This window comes from Pseudomonas fluorescens (assembly GCF_040448305.1).
GTDB classification, from domain to species: Bacteria; Pseudomonadota; Gammaproteobacteria; order Pseudomonadales; family Pseudomonadaceae; genus Aquipseudomonas; species Aquipseudomonas fluorescens_BH.
On the sequence record NZ_CP148752.1, the window covers coordinates 698899 to 724046 of the forward strand.

The 25148-nt window shown below is 61.6% G+C and carries 23 protein-coding genes and 2 pseudogenes; 11 read left to right on the plus strand and 14 right to left on the minus strand.

Annotated features, from left to right (window positions below):
- Positions 1–82 precede the first annotated feature (82 nt).
- Complete coding sequence (locus WHX55_RS03085) at positions 83–376, minus strand: hypothetical protein (protein ID WP_150727796.1); 294 nt, start codon at positions 374–376, stop codon at positions 83–85.
- Positions 377–533: 157 nt separating this feature from the next.
- On the opposite strand from WHX55_RS03085, the gene WHX55_RS03090 reads away from it, so the two are divergent.
- The 5 genes from WHX55_RS03090 to WHX55_RS03110 all read left to right on the plus strand — a co-directional run bounded on the left by WHX55_RS03090 (position 534) and on the right by WHX55_RS03110 (position 4110).
- Positions 534–836, plus strand: coding sequence for a MazG-like family protein (locus WHX55_RS03090; protein WP_007971343.1), 303 nt, complete (start codon positions 534–536; stop codon positions 834–836).
- On the plus strand, positions 836–1585 hold the full coding sequence (locus WHX55_RS03095) for a methyltransferase domain-containing protein (protein WP_353742028.1): 750 nt from the start codon (positions 836–838) through the stop codon (positions 1583–1585). The genes WHX55_RS03090 and WHX55_RS03095 overlap by 1 nt, the downstream gene beginning before the upstream one ends.
- Positions 1586–1597: 12 nt before the next feature.
- Complete coding sequence (locus tag WHX55_RS03100; protein ID WP_353742029.1) at positions 1598–2206, plus strand: DUF4136 domain-containing protein; 609 nt, start codon at positions 1598–1600, stop codon at positions 2204–2206.
- Positions 2207–2262: 56 nt separating this feature from the next.
- Positions 2263–2826 carry a DUF4136 domain-containing protein gene (locus WHX55_RS03105; RefSeq protein ID WP_057712146.1) on the plus strand — a complete coding sequence of 188 codons (564 nt, stop codon included), beginning with the start codon at positions 2263–2265 and terminating at the stop codon, positions 2824–2826.
- A 927-nt stretch (positions 2827–3753) separates the two neighbouring features.
- Complete coding sequence (locus WHX55_RS03110) at positions 3754–4110, plus strand: DUF6124 family protein (protein WP_353742030.1); 357 nt, start codon at positions 3754–3756, stop codon at positions 4108–4110.
- A 50-nt stretch (positions 4111–4160) separates the two neighbouring features.
- Here WHX55_RS03110 and WHX55_RS03115 read toward each other — a convergent pair whose 3' ends face one another.
- A complete protein-coding gene (locus WHX55_RS03115; protein WP_353742031.1) occupies positions 4161–5015 on the minus strand; it encodes a MaoC/PaaZ C-terminal domain-containing protein in 855 nt (284 codons plus the stop codon).
- A 2-nt stretch (positions 5016–5017) separates the two neighbouring features.
- Positions 5018–6370 (minus strand): 3-oxoacyl-ACP reductase, encoded by a 1353-nt coding sequence (locus WHX55_RS03120; protein WP_353742032.1) that lies wholly within the window; start codon positions 6368–6370, stop codon positions 5018–5020.
- Positions 6371–6593: 223 nt separating this feature from the next.
- Here WHX55_RS03120 and WHX55_RS03125 point away from each other — a divergent pair, with 223 nt between their 5' ends.
- Positions 6594–7871, plus strand: a complete 1278-nt coding sequence (locus tag WHX55_RS03125) for an acetyl-CoA C-acetyltransferase (protein ID WP_353742033.1) — start codon at positions 6594–6596, stop codon at positions 7869–7871.
- A 124-nt stretch (positions 7872–7995) separates the two neighbouring features.
- Here WHX55_RS03125 and WHX55_RS03130 read toward each other — a convergent pair whose 3' ends face one another.
- A complete protein-coding gene (locus WHX55_RS03130; protein WP_353742034.1) occupies positions 7996–9942 on the minus strand; it encodes a methyl-accepting chemotaxis protein in 1947 nt (648 codons plus the stop codon).
- A gap of 446 nt (positions 9943–10388) precedes the next feature.
- Here WHX55_RS03130 and WHX55_RS03135 point away from each other — a divergent pair, with 446 nt between their 5' ends.
- Positions 10389–11282 carry a PA4780 family RIO1-like protein kinase gene (locus tag WHX55_RS03135; protein ID WP_150727786.1) on the plus strand — a complete coding sequence of 298 codons (894 nt, stop codon included), beginning with the start codon at positions 10389–10391 and terminating at the stop codon, positions 11280–11282.
- A 149-nt stretch (positions 11283–11431) separates the two neighbouring features.
- Here the strand turns inward: WHX55_RS03135 and cueR are convergent, their stop codons facing one another.
- From cueR to WHX55_RS03150, 3 genes are all read right to left on the minus strand, one after another.
- Positions 11432–11845 (minus strand): Cu(I)-responsive transcriptional regulator, encoded by a 414-nt coding sequence (gene cueR / locus WHX55_RS03140; RefSeq protein WP_150727785.1) that lies wholly within the window; start codon positions 11843–11845, stop codon positions 11432–11434.
- Positions 11842–14235, minus strand: a complete 2394-nt coding sequence (locus WHX55_RS03145; RefSeq protein WP_353742035.1) for a heavy metal translocating P-type ATPase — start codon at positions 14233–14235, stop codon at positions 11842–11844. The genes cueR and WHX55_RS03145 overlap by 4 nt, the downstream gene beginning before the upstream one ends.
- A 215-nt stretch (positions 14236–14450) precedes the next feature.
- Entirely contained in the window at positions 14451–14834 is a 384-nt protein-coding gene (locus WHX55_RS03150) for a hypothetical protein (RefSeq protein ID WP_353742036.1), read from the minus strand.
- A 148-nt stretch (positions 14835–14982) separates the two neighbouring features.
- Here WHX55_RS03150 and WHX55_RS03155 point away from each other — a divergent pair, with 148 nt between their 5' ends.
- Both WHX55_RS03155 and WHX55_RS03160 read left to right on the plus strand, forming a co-directional pair.
- Complete coding sequence (locus WHX55_RS03155; RefSeq protein ID WP_150727782.1) at positions 14983–15180, plus strand: cation transporter; 198 nt, start codon at positions 14983–14985, stop codon at positions 15178–15180.
- Between the two features lie 90 nt (positions 15181–15270).
- Positions 15271–16467 carry a multidrug effflux MFS transporter gene (locus WHX55_RS03160; RefSeq protein WP_150727781.1) on the plus strand — a complete coding sequence of 399 codons (1197 nt, stop codon included), beginning with the start codon at positions 15271–15273 and terminating at the stop codon, positions 16465–16467.
- An 8-nt stretch (positions 16468–16475) separates the two neighbouring features.
- On the opposite strand, the gene WHX55_RS03165 is transcribed toward WHX55_RS03160, so the two are convergent.
- Both WHX55_RS03165 and WHX55_RS03170 read right to left on the minus strand, forming a co-directional pair.
- Positions 16476–16649 carry a hypothetical protein gene (locus WHX55_RS03165; protein ID WP_008050343.1) on the minus strand — a complete coding sequence of 58 codons (174 nt, stop codon included), beginning with the start codon at positions 16647–16649 and terminating at the stop codon, positions 16476–16478.
- Between the two features lie 236 nt (positions 16650–16885).
- Positions 16886–17906, minus strand: a pseudogene (locus tag WHX55_RS03170) (zinc-binding alcohol dehydrogenase family protein).
- A 124-nt stretch (positions 17907–18030) separates the two neighbouring features.
- Between WHX55_RS03170 and WHX55_RS03175 the strand changes: the two are divergent.
- Complete coding sequence (locus WHX55_RS03175; RefSeq protein WP_353742037.1) at positions 18031–18960, plus strand: LysR family transcriptional regulator; 930 nt, start codon at positions 18031–18033, stop codon at positions 18958–18960.
- 316 nt (positions 18961–19276) lie between these two features.
- The gene (locus WHX55_RS03180; protein WP_150756627.1) at positions 19277–20011 is read left to right on the plus strand and encodes a helix-turn-helix transcriptional regulator; all 735 of its coding nucleotides are present in this window, start codon (positions 19277–19279) and stop codon (positions 20009–20011) included.
- 102 nt (positions 20012–20113) lie between these two features.
- Here the strand turns inward: WHX55_RS03180 and WHX55_RS03185 are convergent, their stop codons facing one another.
- The 5 genes and pseudogenes from WHX55_RS03185 to WHX55_RS03205 all read right to left on the minus strand — a co-directional run bounded on the left by WHX55_RS03185 (position 20114) and on the right by WHX55_RS03205 (position 25043).
- Positions 20114–21067, minus strand: coding sequence for an adenosine deaminase (locus WHX55_RS03185; RefSeq protein ID WP_150727777.1), 954 nt, complete (start codon positions 21065–21067; stop codon positions 20114–20116).
- An 82-nt stretch (positions 21068–21149) separates the two neighbouring features.
- Positions 21150–22115, minus strand: coding sequence for a 2-oxoglutarate and iron-dependent oxygenase domain-containing protein (locus WHX55_RS03190; protein WP_353742038.1), 966 nt, complete (start codon positions 22113–22115; stop codon positions 21150–21152).
- Between the two features lie 32 nt (positions 22116–22147).
- A pseudogene (locus WHX55_RS03195) lies at positions 22148–22234 on the minus strand (metal ABC transporter ATP-binding protein); the annotation flags it as partial.
- A 25-nt stretch (positions 22235–22259) separates the two neighbouring features.
- Entirely contained in the window at positions 22260–23342 is a 1083-nt protein-coding gene (locus WHX55_RS03200; protein WP_353742039.1) for a BMP family ABC transporter substrate-binding protein, read from the minus strand.
- Positions 23343–23684: 342 nt separating this feature from the next.
- Positions 23685–25043 (minus strand): 8-oxoguanine deaminase, encoded by a 1359-nt coding sequence (locus WHX55_RS03205; protein ID WP_353742040.1) that lies wholly within the window; start codon positions 25041–25043, stop codon positions 23685–23687.
- Between the last annotated feature and the right edge of the window lie 105 nt (positions 25044–25148).

Below are 25148 nucleotides of genomic sequence, written 5' to 3' on the forward strand. Positions count from 1 at the left end.
AGTCAATAATGATTCGACTGACATGCCGTCTTCGTCGGAACGCCGCCCGGAGCAAGCCCGCTCCCACAGGAGTTCGGTGGTATCAGTGGATGATCCAGCTCAGCAACCACAGCCCCAGCACCAACCAGATGAAACCCATGATGAACGACGCATTGAGAAAGGCGCGGATCGCCGACCACAGCAGGATCAGCCCGAGGATCAAGGTCACGATGCTGACGACCGAGGTATCCATGCCCAGCGCCTGGGACAGGCCTTCGACAAAATTGCTGCTGGCGTTGCTCAACAGATTGAACAGCCCGCTGAGGGCATCAACGATGAAGCGGATGATCGAGCCGAGTACCTGGCCGAGCCATTCGGAAAAACCTTCTACCTGCATGGAGTGAACGTCCTGATTAAAGAGAATTGAGTCTTGGGCTGTCGATCATGCTGCCGAGTTCCCACAAGCATAGAGGGTTGCACAGATGAGCATGCATCTTCTGCCCCTTGCCTTCACCTGTGATCCCCCCGAAGCTATACGCCTTCAGGAGAGCCCGATGAACCTTGTTGAACTGACCGAACGCCTGCACGCCATCCGTGACCGCAATGACTGGCGGCAATTTCACAGCCCGAAAAACCTGGCCATGGCCGCGAGCGTGGAAATGTCCGAGCTGGTGGAAATTTTCCAATGGCTGACCGAAGACCAGTCACGCCAGTTGCCGGCGGACAAACTCGCCCACGCCGGGCAGGAAGTCGGTGACATCGTGCTTTACCTGTTGCTGTTGTGCAGCGAGCTGGGTCTGGACATGGAAGCCGTAGTGCGCAGCAAACTGGCGGACAGCGAACGGAGGTTCAGCTGATGAGCGACCGTCATTTCGATCAACTGGCGACCCGGTTCGCCGAAAAAATCTACGGCGGTGCCAAAGGGGCGATCCGTCTGGCGGTGTTGCAGGCCGATCTGGCCGAAATCTTGCCCGACCGGCCGCTGCGTGTGCTGGACATCGGTGCCGGCCTTGGCCACATGTCGTTGTGGCTGGCCCAGCGCGGCCATCAGGTGACCCTCGCCGAGCCTGCCGAGCCGATGCTCGAAGGCGCCCGCCAGCGCTTTGCCGAAGCCGGGCAGAGCGCCACGTTCATTCAGGCACCCTGGCAGGAACTGTTGGGGCAGCTCACCGAACCTTACGACCTGGTGCTGTGCCACGCCGTGCTGGAATGGCTGGCCGAACCCCACGCCATCCTGCCGGTGCTGCATCAACTGACCAAGGCGGACGGCTGGCTGTCCCTGGCGTTCTACAACCGCGACGCGCTGATTTATCGCAACTTGCTCAAGGGCCATTTCCGCAAGATGCGCAAGAACGACATGGCCGGCGAAAAGCAGAGCCTGACCCCCCAACAGCCCCTTGATCCGCGCGAGCTGGCGGCGCAACTTGAAGGTCTGTGGCGGGTCGAAACCCAGAGTGGCGTGCGGGTTTTCCACGATTACATGCCGGTGGAATTCCAGGCCCGCGTCGAGCTGGCGGACCTGCTGGAAATGGAGCTGGCCCACCGTCGTCATCCGAGCTTTGCCGGGCTTGGGCGTTACTTGCACTGGATCTGTCGGCCTGTCTGATCGGAGCACGCAATGAAAAGTCATTCAGGTGTACTGGTGTTCTGCCTGGGGCTGGCTGCCTGTCAGGGCAGCAACCCTTATGTCGCCACCTCGAATCCTTTGCCACCGGCGCCGCCCCAGGCTGCCAACATCTTTGACCGCAGCGCTTACCCGGCGGCACCCCGTGACTATGGACGCTACCGCAGTTGGGCGTGGCTCAATGGGCATCTGCCACCGGGCACCGCCTGGGCCGACTCGGCGCAGATCGCCGAAGCGGTCAGCAATGCGCTGGATCAGCGGGGTTTGCGTCCGCTGCATGACAATCGTCCAGCGGACCTGTTTGTCAGCGCCGACCTGCGGATGGAAACCCGCTTGCGTCAGGTTCAGGACGACTATTACGGCGGCGGTTATGGCGGCTACAACGGCTACGGCCCTGGATATGGCGGATACGCCACAGTGCCTATCATCCGTACCTATCAGGAACAGGTCGTAGTGGTTCAGGTGGACATGTTTGACGCCAAAAGCGGTCAGCCGGTGTGGAGCTCCAGCGCTGAAACCGGCAACCGGGGCAGCGAAAGCGAGCGCGCCGATGCCATACGGGAGGCTGTGGAAAAGGCAATGTCGGCGTATCCTCCTAGTTAGCTTCTTGTAGAATAAGAAGCATTCCGCAGGATCATGCCTTCAACCGGAGACTCATCATGTTCCGCCGTTTTGTTTTACTGGCAGTGGCCGCGCTGCTCAGTGCCTGCGCCGCCAACCAGGTCAATCATGACTTCGACGCCAGCCGCGACTTTGCTGCCTATCGCAGCTGGACCTGGAAAGAACCTGCCCTGCAATACCGTCCCGATGATCCTCGAATCAAGAGCGACCTGACCGAACAGCGCATCCGTCAGGCGGTTGCCGATCAACTGGATCAGCGCGGTCTGCGTCCGGCCGCCGCAGGTGCCAAGGGTGACTTGAATGTGCAGACCTACCTGATTGTCGAAGAGCGGCAGCAACAGGTGACCACCAATTACGGCGGCGGCTGGGGTAACCCGTGGTATGGCTACTACGGCGCACCGATGTACAACGAAACCCGCAATGTCAGCTACAAAGTGGCGACCATCCAGATCGATCTGCTCGATGGCAAGGACGGCAAACTGGTGTGGCGCGGCAGTGACGAGCAGATACTCAGCCGCACGCCGAACCCGACGGATCGTCGCGATGCGATCTGGGAAACGGTCACGCGGATATTGGCCAACTATCCACCGCACGCGTCCTAGAATCAGCTGGCGTCTCAACCCCTGTGCTCCCACAGGGGTTTTTTTGGATGGTGTACATATCCATTGCTGCGGTAACGGCGGCTGGCGGTTTCGCCCTGACGGCGACTCACTTTTTTTACAAGCGCCTAAAAAAAGTAAGCAAAAAAACGCTCGCCCCGAACGTCCGGCCCCTCGCCAAGGCTCGGGGTTCCTTCGCTCCGGCATTCATCCGGGGGCATTGCCCTCCGGTCGGCTTCGCGCGACCTACATGCAATGAGTTCGACTGCGTCGAACGGCGCTGCGCGCCCATCCCCGGATGAACACCTCCACTCAGCCTGCCGAGGGGGCGGGTGGATCAAGATCAAGAGCTGCAGGCGAGCTAACGCTCGGCCTGTTGAGTGGTTAGAAGCGTGGGTGTACGCCGCTCTGCCTTTGCTCTTCTGTAGGAGCGAGCCTGCTCGCGATGGCGGCCTACCGGCCGACCAATATCTTGTGGATGTACTGAGTACCTGTGGGAGCGGGCTTGCCCGCGAAGGCGGCCTGACAGCAAGCCAATTTCTCCCAGATGTACCCAACCCAACTGTAGGAGCGAGCCTGCTCGCGATGACGCCCTGACAGCCAACCAATCCTGTGTAGTTTTCATCAAATCCCGAGGAAACCTCCGACACGTTTTTCAGGTTGTCCGTCGGAAGCGCGATCTCTAGCCTTTGTCTGTCGCTGAAAGTTCAGCGTCCGGGCGTCGCGGCTCGATTCCTAAGGCATAATCGCTCCACCTAACAACAACACTTTCTTGTGTCTGTCGTTCTGTGTCATGGCGACTGTGCGCGGGATACCTTCGGGTATGCCGAGCTGCCTCTGGGATCGGTCCGCGAACCCGCGTACAGCTGCCACCCCAAATTGCTTCGCGGCAATTTGGACGTGGCTCCATTTCATCCCAGAGGTGCAACGATGATCAAACCCACCCCAAATCCCCCCGAAACCGACGACGTTTCCCCCTATCAATCCCCCCACTCAAACAAACTCCACGAAGCCGCCGACCGCGCCCTCGATCACTACCTCAATCCACCCAGGCAACCTGTCACCCACAAACCCAGCACGATGTTCGTCATTGCCCCTGGCATCGACACCGAAACCCTGCTGGCCCACGCTTGTGAATCACTGGCGTCGGCGAGTGTGATGGCGAGTGATTTCGCGGGGTTTCTGGAAGGCTCGCAGCGCAATACGATGCTGGGGATTGCGCAGGTGATCATGCTGGGTGAGCTGGCGGTGAACCGGGCGTTGGACAATCTCGATCCGCAAGACTGACCACGCAGCTTTTGTGGCGAGGGAGCAAGCTCCCTCGCCACAGATCAGGATCAGGCAACTGGCCGCCAGTGCCCGACCATATGCTCCAGATCCTGGGCACCCACCAACTGAAAATCCCCGCTCGGCCCTGGCGCACTGGCCAGCGACGTCACTTCACTGGGCAACCGTACCGGCTTCTTGAACTGCACCGCGATCTCGACATTCGCCACAGGCAGATGCCCGGCCAGCGCAGCCACCGTGCGCGCCTTGTTCCACAGGCCATGGGCGATGGCGGTCGGGAAACCGAAGAGCCGGGCGCTGGCCGCGATGAGGTGAATCGGGTTGTAGTCGCCGGACACCTTGGCGTATTGCCGGCCGATGTCCGAGGGCGCTTTCCAGTGCTCGACTTCGCTCAGGGCCAGGCTCGATTCCAGGTTCTCTTCGAGCGGTTCGCCCTCGAGTTTGACGCCGCGACAGAGCATCCGGCTTTCTGCTTCCCACAACGGCCCCAACTGATCGTCGAGTGTGGTCAGCAAATCGAACGTTGTGCCTTTGGCGTGGGGTTGCAGGTTCTGCACTTGCACGCTGACGCGCACCCGACTCACCCCGCCCATGGGGCGCAGCACGCGAATGCGATTGCTCAGGTGAATCAGGCCCAGCAGCGGGAAGGGGAAGTCCCTGGCCGTGAGCAACTGCATCTGCAAGGCAAACCCGAGGATGTGCGGGTAGGTTGGTGGCAGCAGGCCGTTGTCGGCGAAACCACAGACCTTGCGATAGGCCGCCAAGCGCTTGGGATCGACTTCGACCCAGCAACGCAAACCCGAATCGGGCAGGCGGCTGCCGGTGATTTTTCGCCGTGTCGCCGCGCGTGCGTACAACCCCGTCAGGCTGGGTTCACGGTTGAGTGTGTGCCAGTCAGTGATCATGCCTAAGCCCCCAGAGCGTTTTGCCCACACACGCGCAACGCTTGCCCGGTGAACGCGCCGGTGCCCGGTTGCGCGAGCCAGGCCACGGCTTCGGCGACGTCCTGCGGCAGGCCGCCCTGGCCGAGGGAGCTCATGCGGCGTCCGGCTTCGCGCAGGCCGAAGGGGATGTGCGCGGTCATCTGCGTTTCGATGAAGCCCGGCGCCACGGCGTTGATGCTGATGCCGCGCTCGTGGAGCAGCGGCGCCCAGGCTTGCGCGAGGCCAATGAGCCCGGCCTTGCTCGCCGCGTAATTGGTTTGCCCGCGATTGCCGGCGATGCCGCTGATGGACGCCAGCAGGATCACCCGGCCGTTGTCGTGCAGGGTGCCGCTGTCGAGCAGGGCTTTGGTCAGCACTTGCGGCGCGTTGAGGTTGACCGCCAGCACCGCGTCCCAGAATTCCGGGGTCATGTTGGCCAGGGTTTTATCCCGGGTGATGCCGGCGTTGTGCACTACGATGTCGAGGCCGTTGGGCAACTGTTCGACCAACTGCGCGGCGGCGTCTTCGGTGCAGATGTCGAGGGTGATGCTGCGCCCGCCGAGGCGCGCGGCGAGGGCTTCGAGATCGGTTTTGGCCGGGGGCACGTCGAGCAGGATGACGTCGGCACCATCACGAGCCAGGGTTTCGGCGATGGCGGCACCGATACCGCGTGCTGCGCCGGTGACCAGTGCCTTGCGCCCGGCGAGCGGGCGTGTCCAGTCGGTGACTGGCGTCGAGCACGGATTCAAACGAATGACCTGCCCGGACACGAAGGCGCTTTTGGGCGAGAGGAAAAATCGCAGCGGGCCTTCCAGTTGCGACTCGGCCCCTTCGCCGACGTAGATCAATTGCAGGGTGCCACCGCTGCGCAATTCCTTGGCCAGGGAACGGCTGAAACCTTCCAGGGCACGCTGGGCACTGGCAGCGAACGGGTCGCGCAGGGTTTGCGGATCGCGTCCGAAAATCACCAGATGCGCACAGTGTTCGAGGTTCTTCATCAGTGGCTGGAAAAACTCGCGCAGTTGCTTGAGCTGATCGGTGTGCAGCAGGTCGCTGGCGTCGAACACCACGGCCTTGAGTTTCGGTCCGTGGCCGGGAATCCAGGCCGTGGCCATCGACGGCTCGGTGCCGTAGCTGTAGATCGCGTCGGTCAGGCGGTTGGCGAAGGCGCTGACATGTTCGGCCAACGGCCCGCCGCCGATCAGCAGCGCGCCTTCCACGGGGCGCAACCGGCCCGCTTGCCAGCGCTCCAGTCTGCTCGGCGCCGGCAACCCCAGGGCGCCGACCAGGCGATGGCCGATGGACGAATTGGCGAAGTCGATATAGCGGTCAGACATGGAACGCGCTCCGAAAGCTGGGGATCAAAGTGTGGACCATGAATGGCGATCAGTCGTTCGATACACGAGATAAGGCCTACGCTTGGTTACATTGTAGGAGCGAGCTTGCTCGCGATGGCGGTGTATCAGCCAACATCGATGTTGCATGTGCTGATCTCTTCGCGAGCAGGCTCGCTCCCACAGGGGTTAGTGTTTACATCAGGTCTTTTGTCAGGAGCTCTTCATGACCCAACTGCGCCGCGTCGCGATCATCGGCGGTAACCGAATTCCCTTCGCCCGCTCCAACGGCCCCTACGCCACGGCCAGTAACCAGGTGATGCTCACCGCCGCCCTCGAGGGCCTGATCGAACGTTACAACCTGCACGGCCAGCGCATCGGCGAAGTGGTCGCCGGGGCGGTGCTCAAGTTGTCGCGGGACATGAACCTCACACGCGAGTGCGTACTGGGGTCGCGACTGTCGCCCGCCACTCCGGCCTATGACATCCAGCAGGCGTGCGGCACCGGGCTGGAGGCGGCGTTGCTGGTGGCGAACAAGATTGCCCTGGGGCAAATCGACTGCGGCATCGCCGGTGGCGTGGATACCACCTCGGATGCGCCGATCAGTGTCAGCGAGGGCCTGCGCAAAATCCTCCTGCAAGCCAACCGCGCGAAAACCACCGGCGACAAACTGAAAAACTTCCTGCAATTGCGTCCCAAACATCTGATTCCCGAATTCCCGCGCAACGGCGAGCCGCGTACCGGGTTGTCCATGGGCCAGCATTGCGAGCTGATGGCCCAGACCTGGAACATCCCTCGCGAAGCACAGGATCAATTAGCGCTGGAAAGCCATCAGAAACTGGCCGCGTCCTACGCCGAGGGTTGGCACAACGACCTGATGACGCCGTTCCTCGGCCTGACCCGCGACAACAACCTGCGTGCGGACTCCACGCTGGAAAAGCTCGCCGCGCTCAAACCGGCCTATGAGAAAAGCGCCAAGGGCACCCTGACCGCAGGCAACTCCACACCGCTGACCGATGGTGCGTCACTGGTGTTGCTGGGCAGCGAGGAATGGGCCAAGGCACGCGGGTTACCGATCCTGGCCTACTGGCGTGACGGCGAGGCGGCGGCGGTGGATTTCGTCAACGGCGCCGAAGGCTTGTTGATGGCACCGGTCTACGCCGTGCCGCGTTTGCTGGCGCGCAATGGCCTGACCTTGCAGGACTTCGACTACTACGAAATCCACGAAGCCTTCGCCGCGCAAGTGCTGTGCACCTTGAAGGCCTGGGAAGATCCCGAGTACTGCAAAACCCGTCTCGGGCTCGATGCGCCTCTGGGCTCGATCGACCGCAGCAAGCTCAACGTCAAGGGCAGCTCATTGGCGGCGGGGCATCCGTTTGCCGCCACGGGCGGGCGCATCGTCGCCAATTTGGCGAAGTTGCTGGATGGGGCGGGCAAGGGGCGGGGACTGATTTCGATCTGCGCGGCGGGGGGGCAAGGCGTGACCGCAATCATCGAGCGCTAGGCAAAAACAACTGTAGGAGCGAGCCTGCTCGCGATGGCGGCATATCAGTCAACATGGATGTTGAAGCTGATGGCCTCATCGCGAGCAGGCTCGCTCCCACAGGGTTTAGTGGTGAGGTTGTGAATCAGGTACGGAACCTGCGCACCAACCCGTCCAGCTCATTGGATAACCCGGCCAGGCTCTGGGAATCGAGGCGCGCCGAGTTGGCCAGTTCCGCCACCAACTGCGCATCGCCATGGATCTGGCTGATGTGCCGGTTGATGTCTTCGGCCACCTGATGCTGTTGTTCCGCCGCCGTGGCGATCTGGGTGTTCATGTCGCGGATCACGTCCACCGACTCGCGGATCTGCCCGAAGCTGTTGCGCGCCTCGCCGATGCGCGTCACCGATTGCTGGGACACTTCCAGGCTGGCGTGCATCTGTTGGGTCACCTGGCTGGTGCGTTTGGCCAGGTTGCCCAGCAGTCCGTCGATTTCCGCCGTGGAGTCGGCCGTGCGCTTGGCCAGGGCCCGCACTTCGTCGGCCACCACGGCAAAGCCGCGTCCCTGTTCACCGGCCCGGGCCGCTTCGATCGCGGCGTTCAGCGCCAGCAGGTTGGTCTGTTCGGCGATCGAGCGGATGGTCCCCAGGATCGACTGAATGTCGTTGCTGTCGCGTTCGAGCTGTTGCATCGACTGGGCCGACTGTTCGATTTCCTGGCTCAGGCGATCAACACTGTTCACCGCCGCATCGATCTGCTGCTGACCTTCGCGCGCCTGGCGCTGGCCACTGTCGGCAGACTCCGCCGCCTGGCTGCAAGAGCGCGCGACTTCGTTGGCGGTGGCGACCATTTCGTGGAACGCCGTGGAGACCATGTCCACCGCTTCGCGCTGGCGTCCGGCGGCTTCGGCCATGTCGCTGGAGACCTGGGTCGAACTCTTGGACGTGGCGAGGATCTTGCCCGCCGCGCCGCCGATGTTCTGGATCAGGTTGCGAATCGCGGTCAGGAACTGGTTGAACCAGTTGGCCAGTTGCGCGGTTTCATCGTTGCCACGGATTTGCAGGTTCTGGGTCAGGTCGCCTTCGCCTTGGGCGATGCCTTCCAGGCCGCTGGCCACGCTGCGGATCGGGCGCACGATGAGGCTGGCAAAACTGGCGCCGACGACGGCGAAGATGACGGCCAGAACAGCGGCGATGATGGCGATCAACCAGGTCAGCTGGGTCGCGGAGCTCATCACGTCGTCCTGTTTGATCAGGCCGATGAAGGTCCAGCCCAGTTGCTCCGACGGCCAGACGTTGGCCATGTAGTGCTCGCCGTTCAACTCCACTTCCACCAGACCCTTGCCGGCCTTGGCCAGTTGCGCGTAGCCGTCGCCCAGGCTGTTCAGCGGTTTGAAGTTGTGTTCCGGTTGTTTCGGGTCCACCAGGACCATGCCGGTGTTTTCCAGCAGCATCAGGTAGCCGGTTTCACCGAGCTTGATCTGTTTGACGATTTCGGTGAGCTGCTTGAGCGTCACATCGATGCTGACCACACCGCCGTTGGTACCCAGCTTGTTGTCGATGGTGCGCACGGTGCTGACGTAGGTCGCGTCGTCCTGGGCCCAGTAGTAGGCCTCGGTGCGGAACGGCTTGCCCGGTTTGGCCTGGGCCGCCTTGTACCAGGGGCGCTGGCGCGGGTCGTAGTTATTCAGCTTCGGATCATCCGGCCACGACACGTAGCCGCCCGCCGCCGTGCCGAGGATGGCATAGGCGTAGGCCGGGTGGCTGTTGCCCAAGTCCTGGAGCAGGGTGAAGACTTTTTTGTCCGTCTCGCCCTGGGGAATGCTCTCGGCGTTGGCGCTCATGTAGGTCTTGAGGCTGTCGTCGGAGTTTCGGATCAGTGGTTGCTTGGCCAGGTAATCGACGTTCTGGCTGATGCCGTCAAAGAACAACTGCATGGCGTTGCTGACCTGACGAATCTCGCGGGCACTGCCGTCGATGAATTCGTCCCTGGCATCACTGCGCAGGTTCAGCACAACGAGGGTGGCGACCAGCACCACGGGCAGGCAGGCGATGATTGCAAACGCCCAGGTCAACTTCTGTTTGATGTTCATCCGCGCTCCAGATTTTCTTGTAGGCCCACGCAGTGCAGATGACTCGCGGTTTTATTGGCAGCCGTAAACGTTCTTGGTCAACCCGGGTCCTTGAGTGCGGCATCGCTATTATTGGGGGAGCGATTGTCGGACAAATCACTTTGTCACTTAAGGCTTCGGCTGTTGTTGGAGGAAATTGAGGTCTGTTGGGAAAAATCCTACGGAAGGCATGAGCTGTGGTGTCAGCTTCTGTCGCAATTGCTCTCAATGCCCCTGCACAACAAGTGACGCAGGCTCGGCTATGATCTGGAACGACCATGGCGGTCGTCGGTTTTACTTGATGAAATCGGCACATTGTGTGCTTCTGCAATGTTCATAAGTCGGCAACCCCTCCCCCCGGTGAGTGGATTGCCGTATAACGAATGACTTTCGCGTGTTTGGTAATAAAGGACCCACAATAAAAGCTGATGAAGACTCCAAAACGCATTGAACCCCTGATCGAGGACGGTCTGGTCGACGAGGTGCTGCGCCCACTCATGAGTGGTAAAGAAGCAGCTGTTTATGTGGTGCGCTGCGGCAACGAGTTGCGTTGCGCGAAGGTCTACAAGGAGGCGAATAAACGCAGTTTCCGTCAGGCGGCCGAGTACCAGGAAGGCCGCAAGGTACGCAACAGCCGTCAGGCCCGTGCGATGGCCAAGGGCTCCAAGTTTGGCCGCAAGGAAACCGAGGACGCCTGGCAGAACGCCGAAGTGGCGGCGCTGTTCCGTCTGGCCAATGCCGGTGTGCGGGTACCCAAGCCGTTCGACTTCCTCGAAGGCGTGCTGCTCATGGAACTGGTGGCCGACGAGTACGGTGATGCCGCGCCACGCCTGAACGATGTGGTGCTGGAACCGGACCAGGCCCGGGAGTATCACGCGTATCTGATTTCCCAGATCGTGCTGATGCTGTGTACCGGTCTGGTGCACGGCGACTTGTCCGAGTTCAACGTGCTGCTGACGCCGACCGGCCCGGTCATCATCGACCTGCCGCAGGCGGTGGACGCGGCGGGCAACAACCACGCGTTCAGCATGCTGGAGCGGGATGTGGGCAACATGGCGTCCTACTTCGGGCGGTTTGCGCCGGAGTTGAAGAAGACCAAGTACGCCAAGGAAATGTGGGCCTTGTACGAGGCCGGCACCTTGCACCCGGCCAGTGTCCTGACCGGCGAGTTCGCCGACACGGAAGAGTTGGCCGACGTGGGCGGAATCATGCGCGAGATCGAGGCCGCGCGCCTGGATGAAGAGCGCAAGCAAGCCGTACGCGCGGCGGACGATGCTCCGCCGGGCAAGACCGAAGAACCGCCTCCACCGTGGATGCAGTGATCGGTTAAAGAAAAACCCGGCTTTGGCCGGGTTTTTTGTGCGCAACACAAATCCAGTGTGGGAGCGAGCCTGCTCGCGAAGACGTCGGTACATCCGACATCAAGGTGACAGATACACCGCTTTCGCGAGCAGGCTCGCTCCCACAGGGATCAGGCTTGAGTCGGAGTGGCACAACACCCCGACTCCAGATTCTTCAGAATCGGGCAATCCGGCCGATGATCGCCCTGGCAGTGCTCAACCAGGTCCTGCAAGGTGTCGCGCAACTGGCCGAGTTCGCGGATCTTCTGGTTCAACTCATCGATGTGCTGGCGGGCCAGGGCTTTCACATCGGCGCTGGCGCGTTGGCGGTCTTGCCAGAGGGTCAGCAACTTGCCGACTTCTTCCAGGGAAAACCCCAGGTCCCGCGAGCGCTTGATGAACGCCAGGGTGTGCAGGTCGTCATCGCCGTATACCCGGTAACCGCTGTCGGTGCGATGGGCCGCCTTGAGCAGGCCGATGGATTCGTAATAACGGATCATCTTTGCGCTCAGGCCGCTGTGGCGGGCCGCTTGGCCGATGTTCATCGGTTGTCCTCCAGGTCCTTGGGTTTCCAGGTTTTCAACAGTAGCGCATTGCTCACCACGCTGACGCTCGACAACGCCATCGCCGCACCGGCCAGCACTGGATTGAGGAAGCCGAACGCCGCCAGCGGAATGCCGATCAGGTTATAGACGAAGGCCCAGAACAGGTTCTGCCGAATCTTGGCGTAGGTCTTGCGGCTGATCTCCAGCGCGGCCGGTACCAGTCGCGGATCGCCGCGCATCAGGGTGATGCCGGCCGCGTGCATGGCGACGTCGGTGCCGCCCCCCATGGCGATGCCGATGTCGGCGGCGGCCAGTGCCGGGGCGTCGTTGATGCCGTCGCCGACCATCGCCACCACACCGGTTTGTTTCAGTGCGGCGACCGTGGCAGCTTTGTCTGCCGGCAGCACTTCGGCATGCACATCGTGGATGCCCAGCGCCTCGGCGACCACCTTGGCGCTGCCGCGATTGTCGCCGGTCAGCAGGTGGCTGCTGATGTTCCTTGCGCTGAGTTGTTGCACCGCTTGCAGCGCGCCGGGCTTGAGGGTGTCACCAAAGGCGAACAGGCCCAGCACCTGTGGTTCTGGGGACTGTTCGATCAGCCAGGACAAGGTCCGGCCTTCGCTTTCCCATGCGGTCGCCGAGTCGGTCAACGGCCCGGCGTTCAAGCCGCTGTCCTCCAGCAGACGCCGATTACCCAGCGCCAGGTAACGCCCTTCGAGGCTGCCGGCGATGCCACGGCCGGTCAGGGACTGGCTCTCGCTGACATCGGCCACCTTCAATCCACGCTCGGTACAGGCATCCAGAACAGCCTTGGCCAGCGGATGCTCACTGCCGCGTTGCAGGGCGCCGGCCAATTGCAGCAGGTTCGCCTCATTACCGTCGATGGCACTCAGATGGGCAATGCGCGGGGTGCCGGAGGTCAGGGTGCCGGTCTTGTCGAACACTACCGCGCTGACTTCATGGGCACGCTCCAGTGCTTCGGCGTCCTTGATCAGAATCCCGTACCGTGCCGCCACGCCGGTGCCGGCCATGATCGCCGTCGGCGTGGCCAGGCCCAGGGCGCACGGGCAGGCGATCACCAGCACCGCCACGGCGTTGATCAGCGCGGTTTCCATCGGCGCGCCATACAGCCACCAACCGATCAGGGTGGCCAGGGCAATCAGCAGCACGGTGGGCACGAACACCTGGCTGACTTTATCCACCAGTTTCTGGATCGGCGCTTTTGCGGCCTGGGCGTCTTCCACCAAGCGGATGATCCGCGCCAGCACGGTTTCCGCACCGAGGGCCTGGGTACGCACCAGCAACCGGCCTTCACCGTTGATCGCGCCACCGGTGACTTTGTCGCCGGGCTGCTTGGGCACCGGCAGGCTCTCGCCGCTGATCAGGGCTTCGTCGGCATGGCTCTGGCCTTCAACCACTTCGCCGTCCACCGGGAAGCGTTCGCCGGGTTTGACCATCACCAGGTCATTGAGGCGCAGGGCGCTGATGGCGACGTCTTGCTCGTGGCCATCGATCACCCGGATCGCCCGTTCCGGGCGCAAGGCTTCGAGGGCACGGATGGCGCTGGCGGTCTGGCGCTTGGCGCGGCTTTCCAGGTACTTGCCCAGCAGCACCAGGGCAATCACCACCGCCGAGGCTTCGAAATACAGATGCGGCATGCGCCCGGCGGCGGTGGCCCATTCGTACAGGCTCAAGCCATACCCGGCGCTGGTGCCCAGGGCGACCAGCAGGTCCATGTTGCCGGCTCCGGCGCGCACGGCTTTCCAGGCGGCGACGTAAAACCGTGCGCCGAAGATGAATTGCACCGGCGTGGCCAAGGCGAATTGCACCCAGGCCGGGAGCATCCAGTGCACGCCGAATGGCTGCAGCAGCATCGGCAATACCAGCGGCAAGGCGAGGGCAATGGCGATGATCAAGGCCAGGCGTTCGCGATGCAGGCGCTGTTGCTGATTATCGGTTGTCGGGTGTTCGGCTTCCCATACGGTGGCGCTGTAGCCAGCCTTGGCCACCGCGGTGATCAAGGTTTGCGGGTCGATCTGGCCGAGCAGTTCAAGGTGGGCGCGTTCGTTGGCCAGGTTGACGCTGACACTTTTCACTCCGGCAACCTTGCCCAGCGCACGTTCGACGCGACCGACGCAGGATGCGCAGGTCATGCCGTCGATGCTCAATTCCAGGCTCTGCTGCGGCACGCTATAGCCGGCCTTGACCACGGCATCCATCAGGGCCGGCAGGCTGTTGCTGGGTGCCTGGACCCGCGCCTGTTCAGTAGCGAGGTTGACGCTGACGGCACTGGCGCCAATGACTTTGCTCAAGGCGCGCTCAACCCGCCCGGCGCAACTGGCGCAGGTCATGCCGGCAATCGGCAGGTCGAACGTGGTGGATTCGGACATCGGTCGCACTCCCTGTAGTAGATGACCACAGGATCAACCTTGCCATGCTGGCAAGGTCAAGTGCCAATCTGATGTGGGAGTGCCCGGGGCCTGTGCCTGGCTGTGATCCCCTGTGGGAGCGAGCTTGCTCGCGATGGCGGTGTATCAGTCAACAAAGATGTTGACGCTGATGGCCTCATCGCGAGCAAGCTCGCTCCCACAGGGGGTGACAGGTATCAGTAGCCGAGACCGGCGCGTTTCAGGTACATCCCTTCCTGCGTCATCGCGATCCGGTACTTGAGCACATCCCCGGCCTTGAGCTGGATATCCTGCGAACCCGGCGCGAGCATGCCCGGATTGCAACCCGGGACCTGGCCCGGCAGCAGTTTCAGGCGTAGCGATACAATGCCCGGCGGCAGGTTGAACGAGGTGCTCTGTTCTTGAAACAGACGCGCTGCCAGTTGATCCTGGATGTACACACCGATCTCGCAGCTGGTCGCGACTTCCAGGCGCTCGCGGGAAATGATCAGCACGCCATAATCCTGACCGGCAGCATTGACCGAAGGCACGATGGCGAAAAGGCTGAGAAAGCCAAACAGGCTGAAAACTGACCAGCGCATGGCTGAATCTCCTGAGTTCGAGTCATTGATGGACGCAGCTTGGCCGAGCGTCGCACCGATTGCCAGCCCGGCAGTTAACGTCAGAACTTGACCTTGCCATGGTGGCAAGCTCGAAACTGGGTTCAACCCTCGGAAAAGGAGTCATCCCATGCAAGTGTTCAACGTTGAAGGCATGTCTTGTGGCCACTGCGTCAAGGCCATCACTCAGGCGGTCCAGGCCAAAGACCCCGCAGCCAGTGTGCGGGTCGATCTGGCGGCCAGGGAGGTCGGTGTCGAAAGTGCGCTGACCGCCCAGCAAGTGATCGAGGCGATCAGCGAAGAGGGCTACGGCGTCAAACTGGCCTGAATTTGATAGTTAGCGAGCTACCGGAATGTTCAAGGCGTCCATGCGCGGCTAGACTGTCGGGCTGCCGACTACTGCCCCACTGGATGCCTGATGAACTTTCGTACCATTCTGATTCTTGGCGCCTTGAGCGCTTTCGGTCCGCTGGCGATCGATTTCTACTTGCCGGCCTTCCCGGCCATGGCTCTGGCTTTCGGGACGGACGAAAATCACGTTCAGATGACGTTGGCGGTGTACTTCCTCGGCTTGTCCATCGGTCAGTTGGCCTATGGCCCGGTGGCGGATCGTTTCGGGCGACGCATTCCATTGCTCATCGGTGTCGGCCTGTTCACCGCAGCATCCGTGGCGTGCGCCTATGCGCCGAACCTGGAATGGCTGATCGGCGCGCGTTTCGTCCAGGCGTTGGGCGGCTGCGCGGGGATGGTGATTTCCCGGGCGGTGGTCAGCGACAAGTGTGATGCGGTGGGGTCGGCGAAAGTCTTTTCGCAGCTGATGCTGGTGATGGGGCTTGCCCCCATTCTCGCGCCATTGCTGGGTGGGTTGTTGGTCAACACCACAGGCTGGCAGTCGATCTTCCTGGCCTTGACCGGTTTCAGTGCGCTGGCGGGGCTGGCGGTTGCGACGGGATTGCCGGAAAGCATGCCGGCCCACATGCCGCGTCAACCGCTGTCGGGTGCGCTGCGCCAGTACGGCCGATTGCTGGCCGACCCGATATTTCTTGGCCATGCCTTGACCGGGGGCATCGCCATCGCCGGGATGTTTGCCTACATCGCCGGTTCACCCTTCATCATCATCAAGCTCTACGGCGTTGCGGCCGAGCATTTCGGCTGGCTGTTCGGCATCAATGCGGCGGGCTTCATTCTGGTGGCGCAGGTCAACGCGCGGTTACTGGCCAAGCGTGGCCCGACGTTCTTGCTGGCGCGCGCGGTGTGGGTCTATCTGGCGGCCGGCTTGGCCCTGCTCGCTGTCAGCTCTCTGCACCCGGCACAACTGTGGCCGCTGCTGATTCCATTGTTCATCTGTATCGCCAGCCTCGGTTGCATCAGCCCCAACGCGGCGGCTTGTGCGATGAACGGGCAGGGCGCACGGGCCGGCAGCGCGTCGGCGCTGCTCGGTTGTCTGCAATTCAGCGTGGCTGCCGGCGCCTCTGCGCTGGTGGGCGTGCTGCACGACGGCAGCGCCGTGCCGATGGCCATGGTCATCAGCCTGTGTGGAATTCTGGTGGTGAGCGCAGCGGTGCTCACCCGGCGTTTGCAAAATGCCCGGGCGCTGGCGCAAGCCCAGGTTTGAGGCCGGAGTCAGCCGGCTGCACGCTGCGCAAGGAGGACGGGAATCTGGTGAGGGGCCTGGATACGGGCTTCAAGGGTACGCGTGAAAGCGCGAGCTTCTGCTTCGCTGCGGAACGTCACAGCATGTTGGTCAAGGCGGACTTGCCACTGGGATTTTGCCAGTTCTTTTATCAGGATCTTCATAGCTGATCACCTCTCGTAAAAGACGTTACGCAAAAGAATACCTCGCAGGAGATTCGATTGTAGTCCCGTATACGCTCACCATTGTGACAAGGATCAACTGTCTGACTGACGGTTTGTAACTAAAAAAAACACGGTTTTCGAGGGTGCCCACAGAGGCTGTCTGCGACCGGGATTGCCCGGTCGCAGTCGGAAAACAGCAGAAGGCGATGAAATCAGCGGCGGTTTTTTTCAGCGCTTCAGAACCCTTCCAGCACAATCTTGCCCTTGGCTTTGCCACTCTCCAGCAGGGCATGGGCACGGCGTAAGTTGGCCGCATTGATTGTGCCGAAGTGTTCGCCCACCGTGGTTTTCAGGGTCCCGGCATCGATCAGCCAGGCGACGCGATTGAGCAGGTTGTGCTGCTCGATCATGTCCGCGGTTTCAAACAGCGAACGGGTGTACATGAACTCCCAGTGCAGTGACAGGCTCTTGCGTTTGAGCTTGGTCACGTCCAGCGACTTGGGATCATCGATCATCGATCAGCGCCAGTTTGCCTTGGGGTGCCAATGCCTCGACCAATTGGTCCAGGTGCTGGTCGGTTTGCGTCAGGCTGGCAACGTGGGTGACTTGATCCACGCCGGCACGTTTGAGTGCTTCGCTCAGTGGCTGACTATGGTCGATCACCAGATCGGCGCCCAGTTCCTTCACCCAGCTTTGGGTCTGCGCACGCGAAGCGCTGCCGATGACTTTCAGGGCCGTCAGTTGGTGAGCGAGCTGCGTAAGCATCGAGCCCACGCCACCCGCCGCGCCGACGATCAACAGGCTCTGGCCTTCGTCGGTTTTACCTTCGCGCACTTGCAGGCGCTCGAACAACAGCTCCCACGCCGTGATCGCGGTGAGCGGCAGGGCAGCGGCCTCGGCGAAACCCAGGGTCTTTGGCATGTGGCCGACGATGCGCTCGTCCACCACATGCAACTCGCTGTTGCCGCCCGCACGCGCGATGGAGCCGGCGTAATACACCTTGTCGCCGGCCTGGAACAGTGTCACCTCACTGCCCACCGCCTTGACCACACCGGCCACATCCCAACCCAACACCTTGGCCGCACCACCTTCGGGCTGGACGTTCTGGCGCACCTTGGTGTCTACCGGGTTGACCGAGATGGCTTTGACTTCCACCAGCAAGTCGCGGGGACCGGCAACCGGGTCCGGCAATTCGATGTCTTGCAGAGCCTTGTCGTCACTGATCGGCAACGAGGCGTAGTAGGCAATGGCTTTCATGGGCGGCTCCGGAACACTAATAAAGAATAGATTCGATGAGGCAGATGATTGGCTATTTCTCCTGAAGATAAAACCGGCTAAAAGAGCAGTCTCTTTCAATATTTTTTTGATAATCGGTGCTCTGATGCTGCGTTTCGATGACTTGCAGTTGTTTGTCCGGGCGGCGGACCTTGGCAGTCTGTCCGCCGCCGCGCGGGGCATGGACATGTCGGCGGCCGTGGCCAGTGCGGCGCTCAAGCGCATCGAACAGCAACTCGGCGCCCGATTGTTGGCCCGTTCGACCCGCAGCCTGCGCCTGACCGCCGAAGGCGAGGGCTTTCTCAAATACGCCCGCGCGGCCCTGAGCAATCTTGACGAGGGCCGGCGATTGCTGGCCAGTGGTCAGGACCAGGTCAGCGGGGTGCTGCAACTGTCGGCGCCATCGGACTTTGGCCGCAACCTGCTGCTGCCCTGGCTCGACGAGTTTCAACGCGAGCATCCGAAACTCACCGTGCGCCTGCTGCTGGGGGACCGCATCGCCGATCTGTTTCGTCAACCGGTAGACATTGCCCTGCGCTACGGTGAGCCGGAGGACTCCAGCCTGGTGGCGCTGCCCATCGCCCCGCAGAACCGCCGGGTGCTGTGCGCCGCTCCCGGCTATCTGGCCCGGCATGGCGAGCCGCGGCATCTGGAGCAACTGGCACAGCACAATTGCCTGTTGTACATGCTCGGCAGCCGGGTCCACGATCACTGGAGTTTTCACGATGGCAAACGCGAAGTCAGCCTGACCGTCAGCGGCGATCGTTTCAGTGACGATGCCGATGTCGTGCGCCTTTGGGCCGTGGCAGGAGCCGGGATCGCTTACAAGTCCTGGCTCGATGTGGCCGCCGATGTACTGGCCGGCCGCTTGAAGGTGCTGATGCCAGAGCTGCTCTGTGAGCGCGCACCGTTGAATCTGCTGTGCGCCCATCGCGCACAATTGAGTAAGCCGGTGAACCTGTTGCGTCAAATGCTTGCCAGACGATGCGCCCTTTTGAGCAGTCAATTTCCAGGTTTTGCGGAAATCGATCATTAGTCGCCCAAAAAAAGAGAAATTTCCCTCAGGAACGATCACCACCTACGCCGGGCGGAGGAAAGGATCCGCCGACCAACCCGAATATACTAACGCCCTCATCATATACGTAGCGTCGATCCCCCAATGGCGGGTCCACGTACGAGTCGGCCCGGCTGCACGGTCAACCTTCTGGCCTTCGCAGCATCGGCCAGGCAGCGCTAATGAGTGAGCAAGGCGTTGCCGGGCTTATGGCAGTTTCCACGGATTGGCCGACGACACATTACTGGTCAAGATTTCTCTGGGCAGTAGACGAATCGATTCAACAGGGAGTGAATACATGGAACATGCACCTTGCATCAGCCAGATCGCCACATTGCTGGCTGACCCAAAGCGCAGCGCAATGATGTGGGCCTTGATGGATGGTTCGGCGCGAACAACCGAAGAGTTGGCATTGCTGGCCAGCCTGTCACCGTCTTCGGCCAGTGCACACCTGGGACGTTTGTCCGCCGGAGGTCTGCTGAGGGTTGAAAACCGCGGCCGCAAACGCTTCTTCCGCCTGGCCGCGCCCGAGGTCGGGGCGGCAATCGAAGCACTGGCCAGCGCGACCTTCGCCAGCGCACCCCAGGATATTCCGGACGTATTCAAGCGTAATGTGCCTCTCGCCAAACCCCGGGCGGTGCGTTCGTCATTGCTGAGTGCCCGACTGTGCGACGATCACTTGGGGGGCACCCTGTCCGCCGATCTGTATCAGCGACTGCTGGAGGCAGGCTGGATCGAACACTTTGATCAGCGGGTCACGGTCACGCTCAAGGGCGCGACGGAGTTGGCGGCACGGGGCGTATTCATCCAGGCGCTGGCCCATCACAACGGCAGGGTTGCCTGCGCGTGCCCTGACTGGAGCGAAAGACGCCCGCACTTGGGCGGCTCGCTAGGCGCGGCACTGTTGCAGCTGTTCATGCAGTCGGGGTGGCTGAGCCTGCCCAACGATTCCCGAGCCTTACAGGTGACTGCCTCCGGGCAGCGCGAAATTCATCGCTTTGCCCAGGAAACCGAGTTGGAAATGGCGCTGTAGGAGCCGGCTTGCCGGCGATGGCGGCCTCCCAACCAGCATCAACATTGGAGGTGATGGCCTTATCGCTGGCAAGCCAGCTCCTACAAGGATTTGCGTTTGACTTTAGGGCTTCACCAACCGCGCATCGAGGCTGTTCTGCGCCAGGCGTTTGGCCTGATCCTGGGTCATGCCCAAGTGGGTGTGCAGCGCATGGAAGTTCTCGGTGACATAGCCACCGAAGTACGCCGGGTCGTCGGAGTTCACGGTCACTTTTACGCCGCGCTCCAGCATGTCGAGAATGTTGTGCTGGGACATGTGATCGAACACGCAAAGCTTGGTGTTCGACAACGGGCATACGGTCAGCGGGATCTGCTCGTCGATGATTCGCTGCATCAGGCGCTCGTCTTCGATGGCGCGCACACCATGGTCGATGCGCTGGATTTTCAGCAGGTCGATGGCTTCCCAGATGTACTCGGGCGGGCCTTCTTCACCGGCGTGGGCGACGGTCAGGAAGCCTTCGTGACGGGCGCGATCGAACACGCGCTGGAACTTGCTTGGCGGGTGCCCCATCTCGGAACTGTCCAGGCCCACGGCGACGAACGCATCGCGGAACGGCAACGCCTGGTCGAGGGTTTTCTGTGCCTGGTCTTCGCTCAGATGGCGCAGGAAGCTCAGGATCAAACCACTGGTGATGCCCAGTTGCTGCTCGCCATCCTTCAGCGCGGCGGCGATGCCGTTGAGCACCACCTCGAACGGGATGCCACGGTCGGTGTGGGTCTGCGGGTCGAAGAACGGTTCGGTGTGAATCACGTTCTGCTCTTTGCAGCGCAGCAGGTACGCCCAGGTCAGGTCATAGAAATCCTGGGACGTGCGCAGCACATCGGCACCCCGGTAATACAGGTCGAGGAACTCCTGCAGGTTGTTGAAGGCATACGCCTTGCGCAAGGTTTCGACGTCGTTCCATGGCAAGGCAATCTTGTTGCGCTCGGCCAGGGCGAACAACAGCTCGGGTTCCAGCGAGCCTTCCAGGTGCAGGTGCAACTCTGCCTTGGGCAGGGCGTTCAGCCAGTCGTACATAATTCTTTTCTCATCAGGTGCAATGGTCGCCATTCTACAGAGGGTTGCCGCAACAATTGGTAAAACCTGACCAGGCGGTTCATCACACCGCTTCCAGTTCCCGTCGGTAAGCGTAGGTATCGGCGAAGCGCGAGAGCAGGAACTCGGCGCAGGTGGTGAGCGGGTATTTCGCCGGGTGCAATGCGTCCTGACAGCCGGGCAGGCATTCGATGCGGGTATCCGGGTGCGGCTCGGCGAAGAACGGCATCGAATAACGATCCACGCCGAGCGGGCTGATCACCCGGTGCGGCGTCGACAGGTAACGGTCATTGCTCCAGCGCGCCATCATGTCGCCGAGGTTGACCACGAACGTACCTTCGATCGGCGGCGCGTCGATCCATTCGCCTTTGACGTTGCGTACCTGCAAGCCACCGGCGGCGTCCTGATAGAGCAGGGTGATGCAGCCGTAGTCGGTGTGCGCCCCGGCACCTTGTTGCTCTTCGGAACTGGCGGTGTGGCGCGGCGGGTAATGGATCATCCGCAGTACGCTGACCGGGTCATTGAAGCGTGTGTCGAAGAAATCGCGCTTAATTCCCAGCGCGATGGTCATGGCCCGTAACAGCGTTTGCGCGAGGGCTTGCATGTCGACGTAGTGCTGTTCCATCAACGCTTCCCAGCCGGTCATGGACGGATGGCGATTGGGGCCGCGCAAGGGTTTTTCCGCCAGTACGTCAGGGTGCTCGGCCGGCAGGTGCAGGCCCATGTCGAAGGTTTCTTTGAGGTCGCTGGGTTTGCTTGGGTCCAATTGCTCGGTGGCAATGGCGCCGTAGCCGCGATGGTGACGGGTTTGAGTGATGTCGATCTTGAGCTTTTCGGCGGTGGGTTGGGCGAAGAAGCGCTTGGCGTGATCGAGCAGCTCGTCGATTCGCGCAGTGCTGATCGGGTGGCCCTTGATGTAGAAAAAGCCCCACTCACGGCAGGCGAGGTCGATTTGATTGGCGACAGTTTGCCAGGCGATTTGGTCGGCGCTGTAGAGCGGGGTGATGTCGATGATGGGGAGGCTGTTCATGCGCAGTCCTTAAGAACGCTGAAGATCCAATGTGGGAGCGGGCTTGCTCGCGAAAGCGGTGTGTCAGGCGACATATACATCGACTGAGATGACGCTTTCGCGAGCAAGCCCGCTCCCACAGGATTTTGTGTTGTGGTTAAAACGTTACTTCGGAATCTCGGCCTTCATGCCTTCCACGTAGTAATTCATCGACGCCAGTTCCGCCGTGGTCGCGCTCACGCCCGCCGGAATTTTCTCGACCCCGGCCTGATCCTTGATCGGCCCGGTGAACAGTTGCAGCGCACCGCTCTTGATGTCGGCGATGAGCTGCTCGGCTTCGCTCTTCACCGACGCCGGCACCAGGTCGCTGATCGGCAGCTCAACGGTGCCTTCCTTCAAACCGCCCCAGTAGTCCTGGGGCTTCCAGTCATGGTCGATCACGCTTTGGGTTGCCTGAACGTAGTGCGGGCCCCAATCGTTGACGATGGAGGTCAGTACCGCTTTCGGTCCGAAGTGCGCCATGTCCGAAGCGTAGCCCACGGCGTACACGCCGCGACGTTCGGCGGCCTGGATCGGCGCGGGGCTGTCGGTGTGCTGGAACACCACGTCCACGCCCTGGTCGATCAGCGCGTTGGCGGCATCGGCTTCCTTGCCCGGGTCGAACCAGGAGTTGACCCACACCACCTTGATCTCGGTGCCGGGGTTGTACTTGTTCAGGGCCAGCTGGATAGCGTTGATGTCGCGGATCACTTCCGGGATCGGGAACGAGGCGACGTAGCCGACCTTCTTGGTCTTGGTCATCTTCGCCGCGAGGAAGCCGCCGACGTAGCGGCCCTCATACGTGCGCGCCAGGTAAGTGCCGAGGTTCTTGTCCTGCTTGTAGCCGGTGGCGTGTTCGAAGGTCACCTTGGGAAACTGTTTGGCAACTTTCACCGTCGGGTTCATGTAGCCGAAGGAGGTGGTGAAGATCAGGTCGTACTTGTCCTTGGCCATGTTGCGGATCACCCGCTCGGCGTCGGCGCCTTCGGGGACGTTTTCCACGTAGTTGGTGGTGATCTGCGAGCCGAATTTTTCCGCGAGTTCCTTGCGCCCCTGTTCATGCTGATACGTCCAGCCGTGGTCACCGATCGGACCGATATAGACGAAGCCGACTTTCAGCGGATCGGCGGCTGCGGCGGTCAGGCTGGCGCTCAAACCGATGGCCGCCGCAACGGCGCAAAGCAGCTTCTTCAACGGACGGTTGTGCATGAATTGGAACTCCATTTTGTTGTGTGGTTGGCTGGGCTCTCTGGCTTGCACAGGGCAATGCAAATTGCTGACCAACAAGACAACAAAACATGAATCCGCGGTGATGCTATCGCGAGCAGGCTCGCGACAGGTTCTTGAAGTCCGATAACAGTGCATGTCCTTGCACAACTGCCATCCACTGGTGCGCCAATCCAGATGGCCATGACCCTTCACAAAACCAATGTGGGAGCGGTCTTGCTCGCGAGGGGGTTGTGTCAGTCACATAAATATCGACTGACACAACCCCTTCGTCGGAACGCCGCCCGGAGCAAGCCCGCTCCCACAGTTTTAATCGGTGTTGTATCAGGTCCCGGCGATCAACTGCCGAGCCGCCTGGCTGTGATCAGCAATCAACCCCTTCAGATCCAGCCCTTCGACCTGCCCGTCTATCACCCGCCACTTGCCGCCGACCATCACTCGATCCGCGCGATCAGCACCGCATAGCAGCAACGCCGAGATCGGATCATGACTGCCGGAGAAGCGCAGTTCATCCAGTTTGAACATCGCCAGGTCAGCCTGCTTGCCCACCGCCAATTCGCCGATATCGGTACGGCCCAGCAGGCTCGCCGAACCCTTGGTCGCCCAACCCAACACGCGCTCCGGGGTGATCTTCTCGGCGCCGTAGCGCAGGCGTTGGATGTACAACGCCTGACGCGCTTCGAGCATCATGTTCGAGGCATCGTTGGACGCCGAACCGTCCACGCCCAAACCAAGCAAGGCACCGGCATCGGTCAACTCGATGGTCGGGCAGATGCCCGAGGCCAGGCGCATGTTCGAACTCGGGCAATGGCAAATGCCGGTGCCGGCGGCGCCGAGGCGGGCGATTTCATCCGGGTTGAAATGGATGCCATGGGCCAGCCAGGTACGCGGACCAAGCCAGCCAACACTGTCCAGATAGTCCACGGTGCGCAGGCCGAAGCGTTGCAGGCAGAAATCTTCTTCGTCGAGGGTTTCTGCCAGGTGGGTGTGCAGGCGCACGTCGAGTTTGTTAGCCAGTTCGGCACTGGCCGACATGATTTCCGGTGTCACCGAGAACGGCGAGCAAGGTGCCAGGGCGATCTGGATTTGCGCGCCGTCACCGCGTTCGTGGTATTCGGCGATCAGCCGCTGGCTGTCGGCGAGGATCACTTCGCCTTCCTGCACGGTCTGTTGCGGCGGCAGGCCACCGTCCTTTTCACCGAGGCTCATGGAACCGCGGGTGAGCATGGCGCGCATGCCCAGCTCGCGAACGCTCTCGACCTGCACGTCGATCGCGTTTTCCAGACCTTCCGGGAACAGGTAGTGATGGTCAGCCGCGGTGGTGCAACCGGACAGCAGCAATTCAGCCAACGCGACTTTGGTGGCGAGGGCGAGTTTTTCCGGGGTCAGGCGTGCCCAGACCGGGTACAGGGTTTTCAGCCACGGGAACAGCGGCTGGTTGACCACCGGCGCCCAGGCGCGGGTCAGGGTTTGATAGAAGTGGTGATGGGTGTTGATCAGGCCCGGCAGGATCACATGCTCGCGGGCATCGAACACTTCATTGCACGGTGCGGACGGTTGTTGACCGGCGCCGAGTACTTCGACGATCAAACCGTCTTGCAGCACCAGACCGCCACGGGCATCGAGACCGTTGGAGGTGAAAATGGCGAGGGGATTTTTTAACCAGGTACGGGTCGCAGGCATGTTGGCCGGCTCCTCTGAAAGTTGGGTTCAGGGTTGCCAGCTCAGTGTTGCCCTGTCTGCTGATCCAGGTTCGCCGGGGAGGCGAGGTGCGCAGTGTCGATCAAA

Coding starts and splice junctions, on each gene's coding strand:
- WHX55_RS03085 (WP_150727796.1), bottom strand. CDS start 376: ATGCAGGTAGAAGGTTTTTCCGAATGGCTCGGCCAGGTACTCGGCTCG.
- WHX55_RS03090 (WP_007971343.1), top strand. CDS start 534: ATGAACCTTGTTGAACTGACCGAACGCCTGCACGCCATCCGTGACCGC.
- WHX55_RS03095 (WP_353742028.1), top strand. CDS start 836: ATGAGCGACCGTCATTTCGATCAACTGGCGACCCGGTTCGCCGAAAAA.
- WHX55_RS03100 (WP_353742029.1), top strand. CDS start 1,598: ATGAAAAGTCATTCAGGTGTACTGGTGTTCTGCCTGGGGCTGGCTGCC.
- WHX55_RS03105 (WP_057712146.1), top strand. CDS start 2,263: ATGTTCCGCCGTTTTGTTTTACTGGCAGTGGCCGCGCTGCTCAGTGCC.
- WHX55_RS03110 (WP_353742030.1), top strand. CDS start 3,754: ATGATCAAACCCACCCCAAATCCCCCCGAAACCGACGACGTTTCCCCC.
- WHX55_RS03115 (WP_353742031.1), bottom strand. CDS start 5,015: ATGATCACTGACTGGCACACACTCAACCGTGAACCCAGCCTGACGGGG.
- WHX55_RS03120 (WP_353742032.1), bottom strand. CDS start 6,370: ATGTCTGACCGCTATATCGACTTCGCCAATTCGTCCATCGGCCATCGC.
- WHX55_RS03125 (WP_353742033.1), top strand. CDS start 6,594: ATGACCCAACTGCGCCGCGTCGCGATCATCGGCGGTAACCGAATTCCC.
- WHX55_RS03130 (WP_353742034.1), bottom strand. CDS start 9,942: ATGAACATCAAACAGAAGTTGACCTGGGCGTTTGCAATCATCGCCTGC.
- WHX55_RS03135 (WP_150727786.1), top strand. CDS start 10,389: ATGAAGACTCCAAAACGCATTGAACCCCTGATCGAGGACGGTCTGGTC.
- cueR (WP_150727785.1), bottom strand. CDS start 11,845: ATGAACATCGGCCAAGCGGCCCGCCACAGCGGCCTGAGCGCAAAGATG.
- WHX55_RS03145 (WP_353742035.1), bottom strand. CDS start 14,235: ATGTCCGAATCCACCACGTTCGACCTGCCGATTGCCGGCATGACCTGC.
- WHX55_RS03150 (WP_353742036.1), bottom strand. CDS start 14,834: ATGCGCTGGTCAGTTTTCAGCCTGTTTGGCTTTCTCAGCCTTTTCGCC.
- WHX55_RS03155 (WP_150727782.1), top strand. CDS start 14,983: ATGCAAGTGTTCAACGTTGAAGGCATGTCTTGTGGCCACTGCGTCAAG.
- WHX55_RS03160 (WP_150727781.1), top strand. CDS start 15,271: ATGAACTTTCGTACCATTCTGATTCTTGGCGCCTTGAGCGCTTTCGGT.
- WHX55_RS03165 (WP_008050343.1), bottom strand. CDS start 16,649: ATGAAGATCCTGATAAAAGAACTGGCAAAATCCCAGTGGCAAGTCCGC.
- WHX55_RS03175 (WP_353742037.1), top strand. CDS start 18,031: ATGCTGCGTTTCGATGACTTGCAGTTGTTTGTCCGGGCGGCGGACCTT.
- WHX55_RS03180 (WP_150756627.1), top strand. CDS start 19,277: ATGGAACATGCACCTTGCATCAGCCAGATCGCCACATTGCTGGCTGAC.
- WHX55_RS03185 (WP_150727777.1), bottom strand. CDS start 21,067: ATGTACGACTGGCTGAACGCCCTGCCCAAGGCAGAGTTGCACCTGCAC.
- WHX55_RS03190 (WP_353742038.1), bottom strand. CDS start 22,115: ATGAACAGCCTCCCCATCATCGACATCACCCCGCTCTACAGCGCCGAC.
- WHX55_RS03200 (WP_353742039.1), bottom strand. CDS start 23,342: ATGCACAACCGTCCGTTGAAGAAGCTGCTTTGCGCCGTTGCGGCGGCC.
- WHX55_RS03205 (WP_353742040.1), bottom strand. CDS start 25,043: ATGCCTGCGACCCGTACCTGGTTAAAAAATCCCCTCGCCATTTTCACC.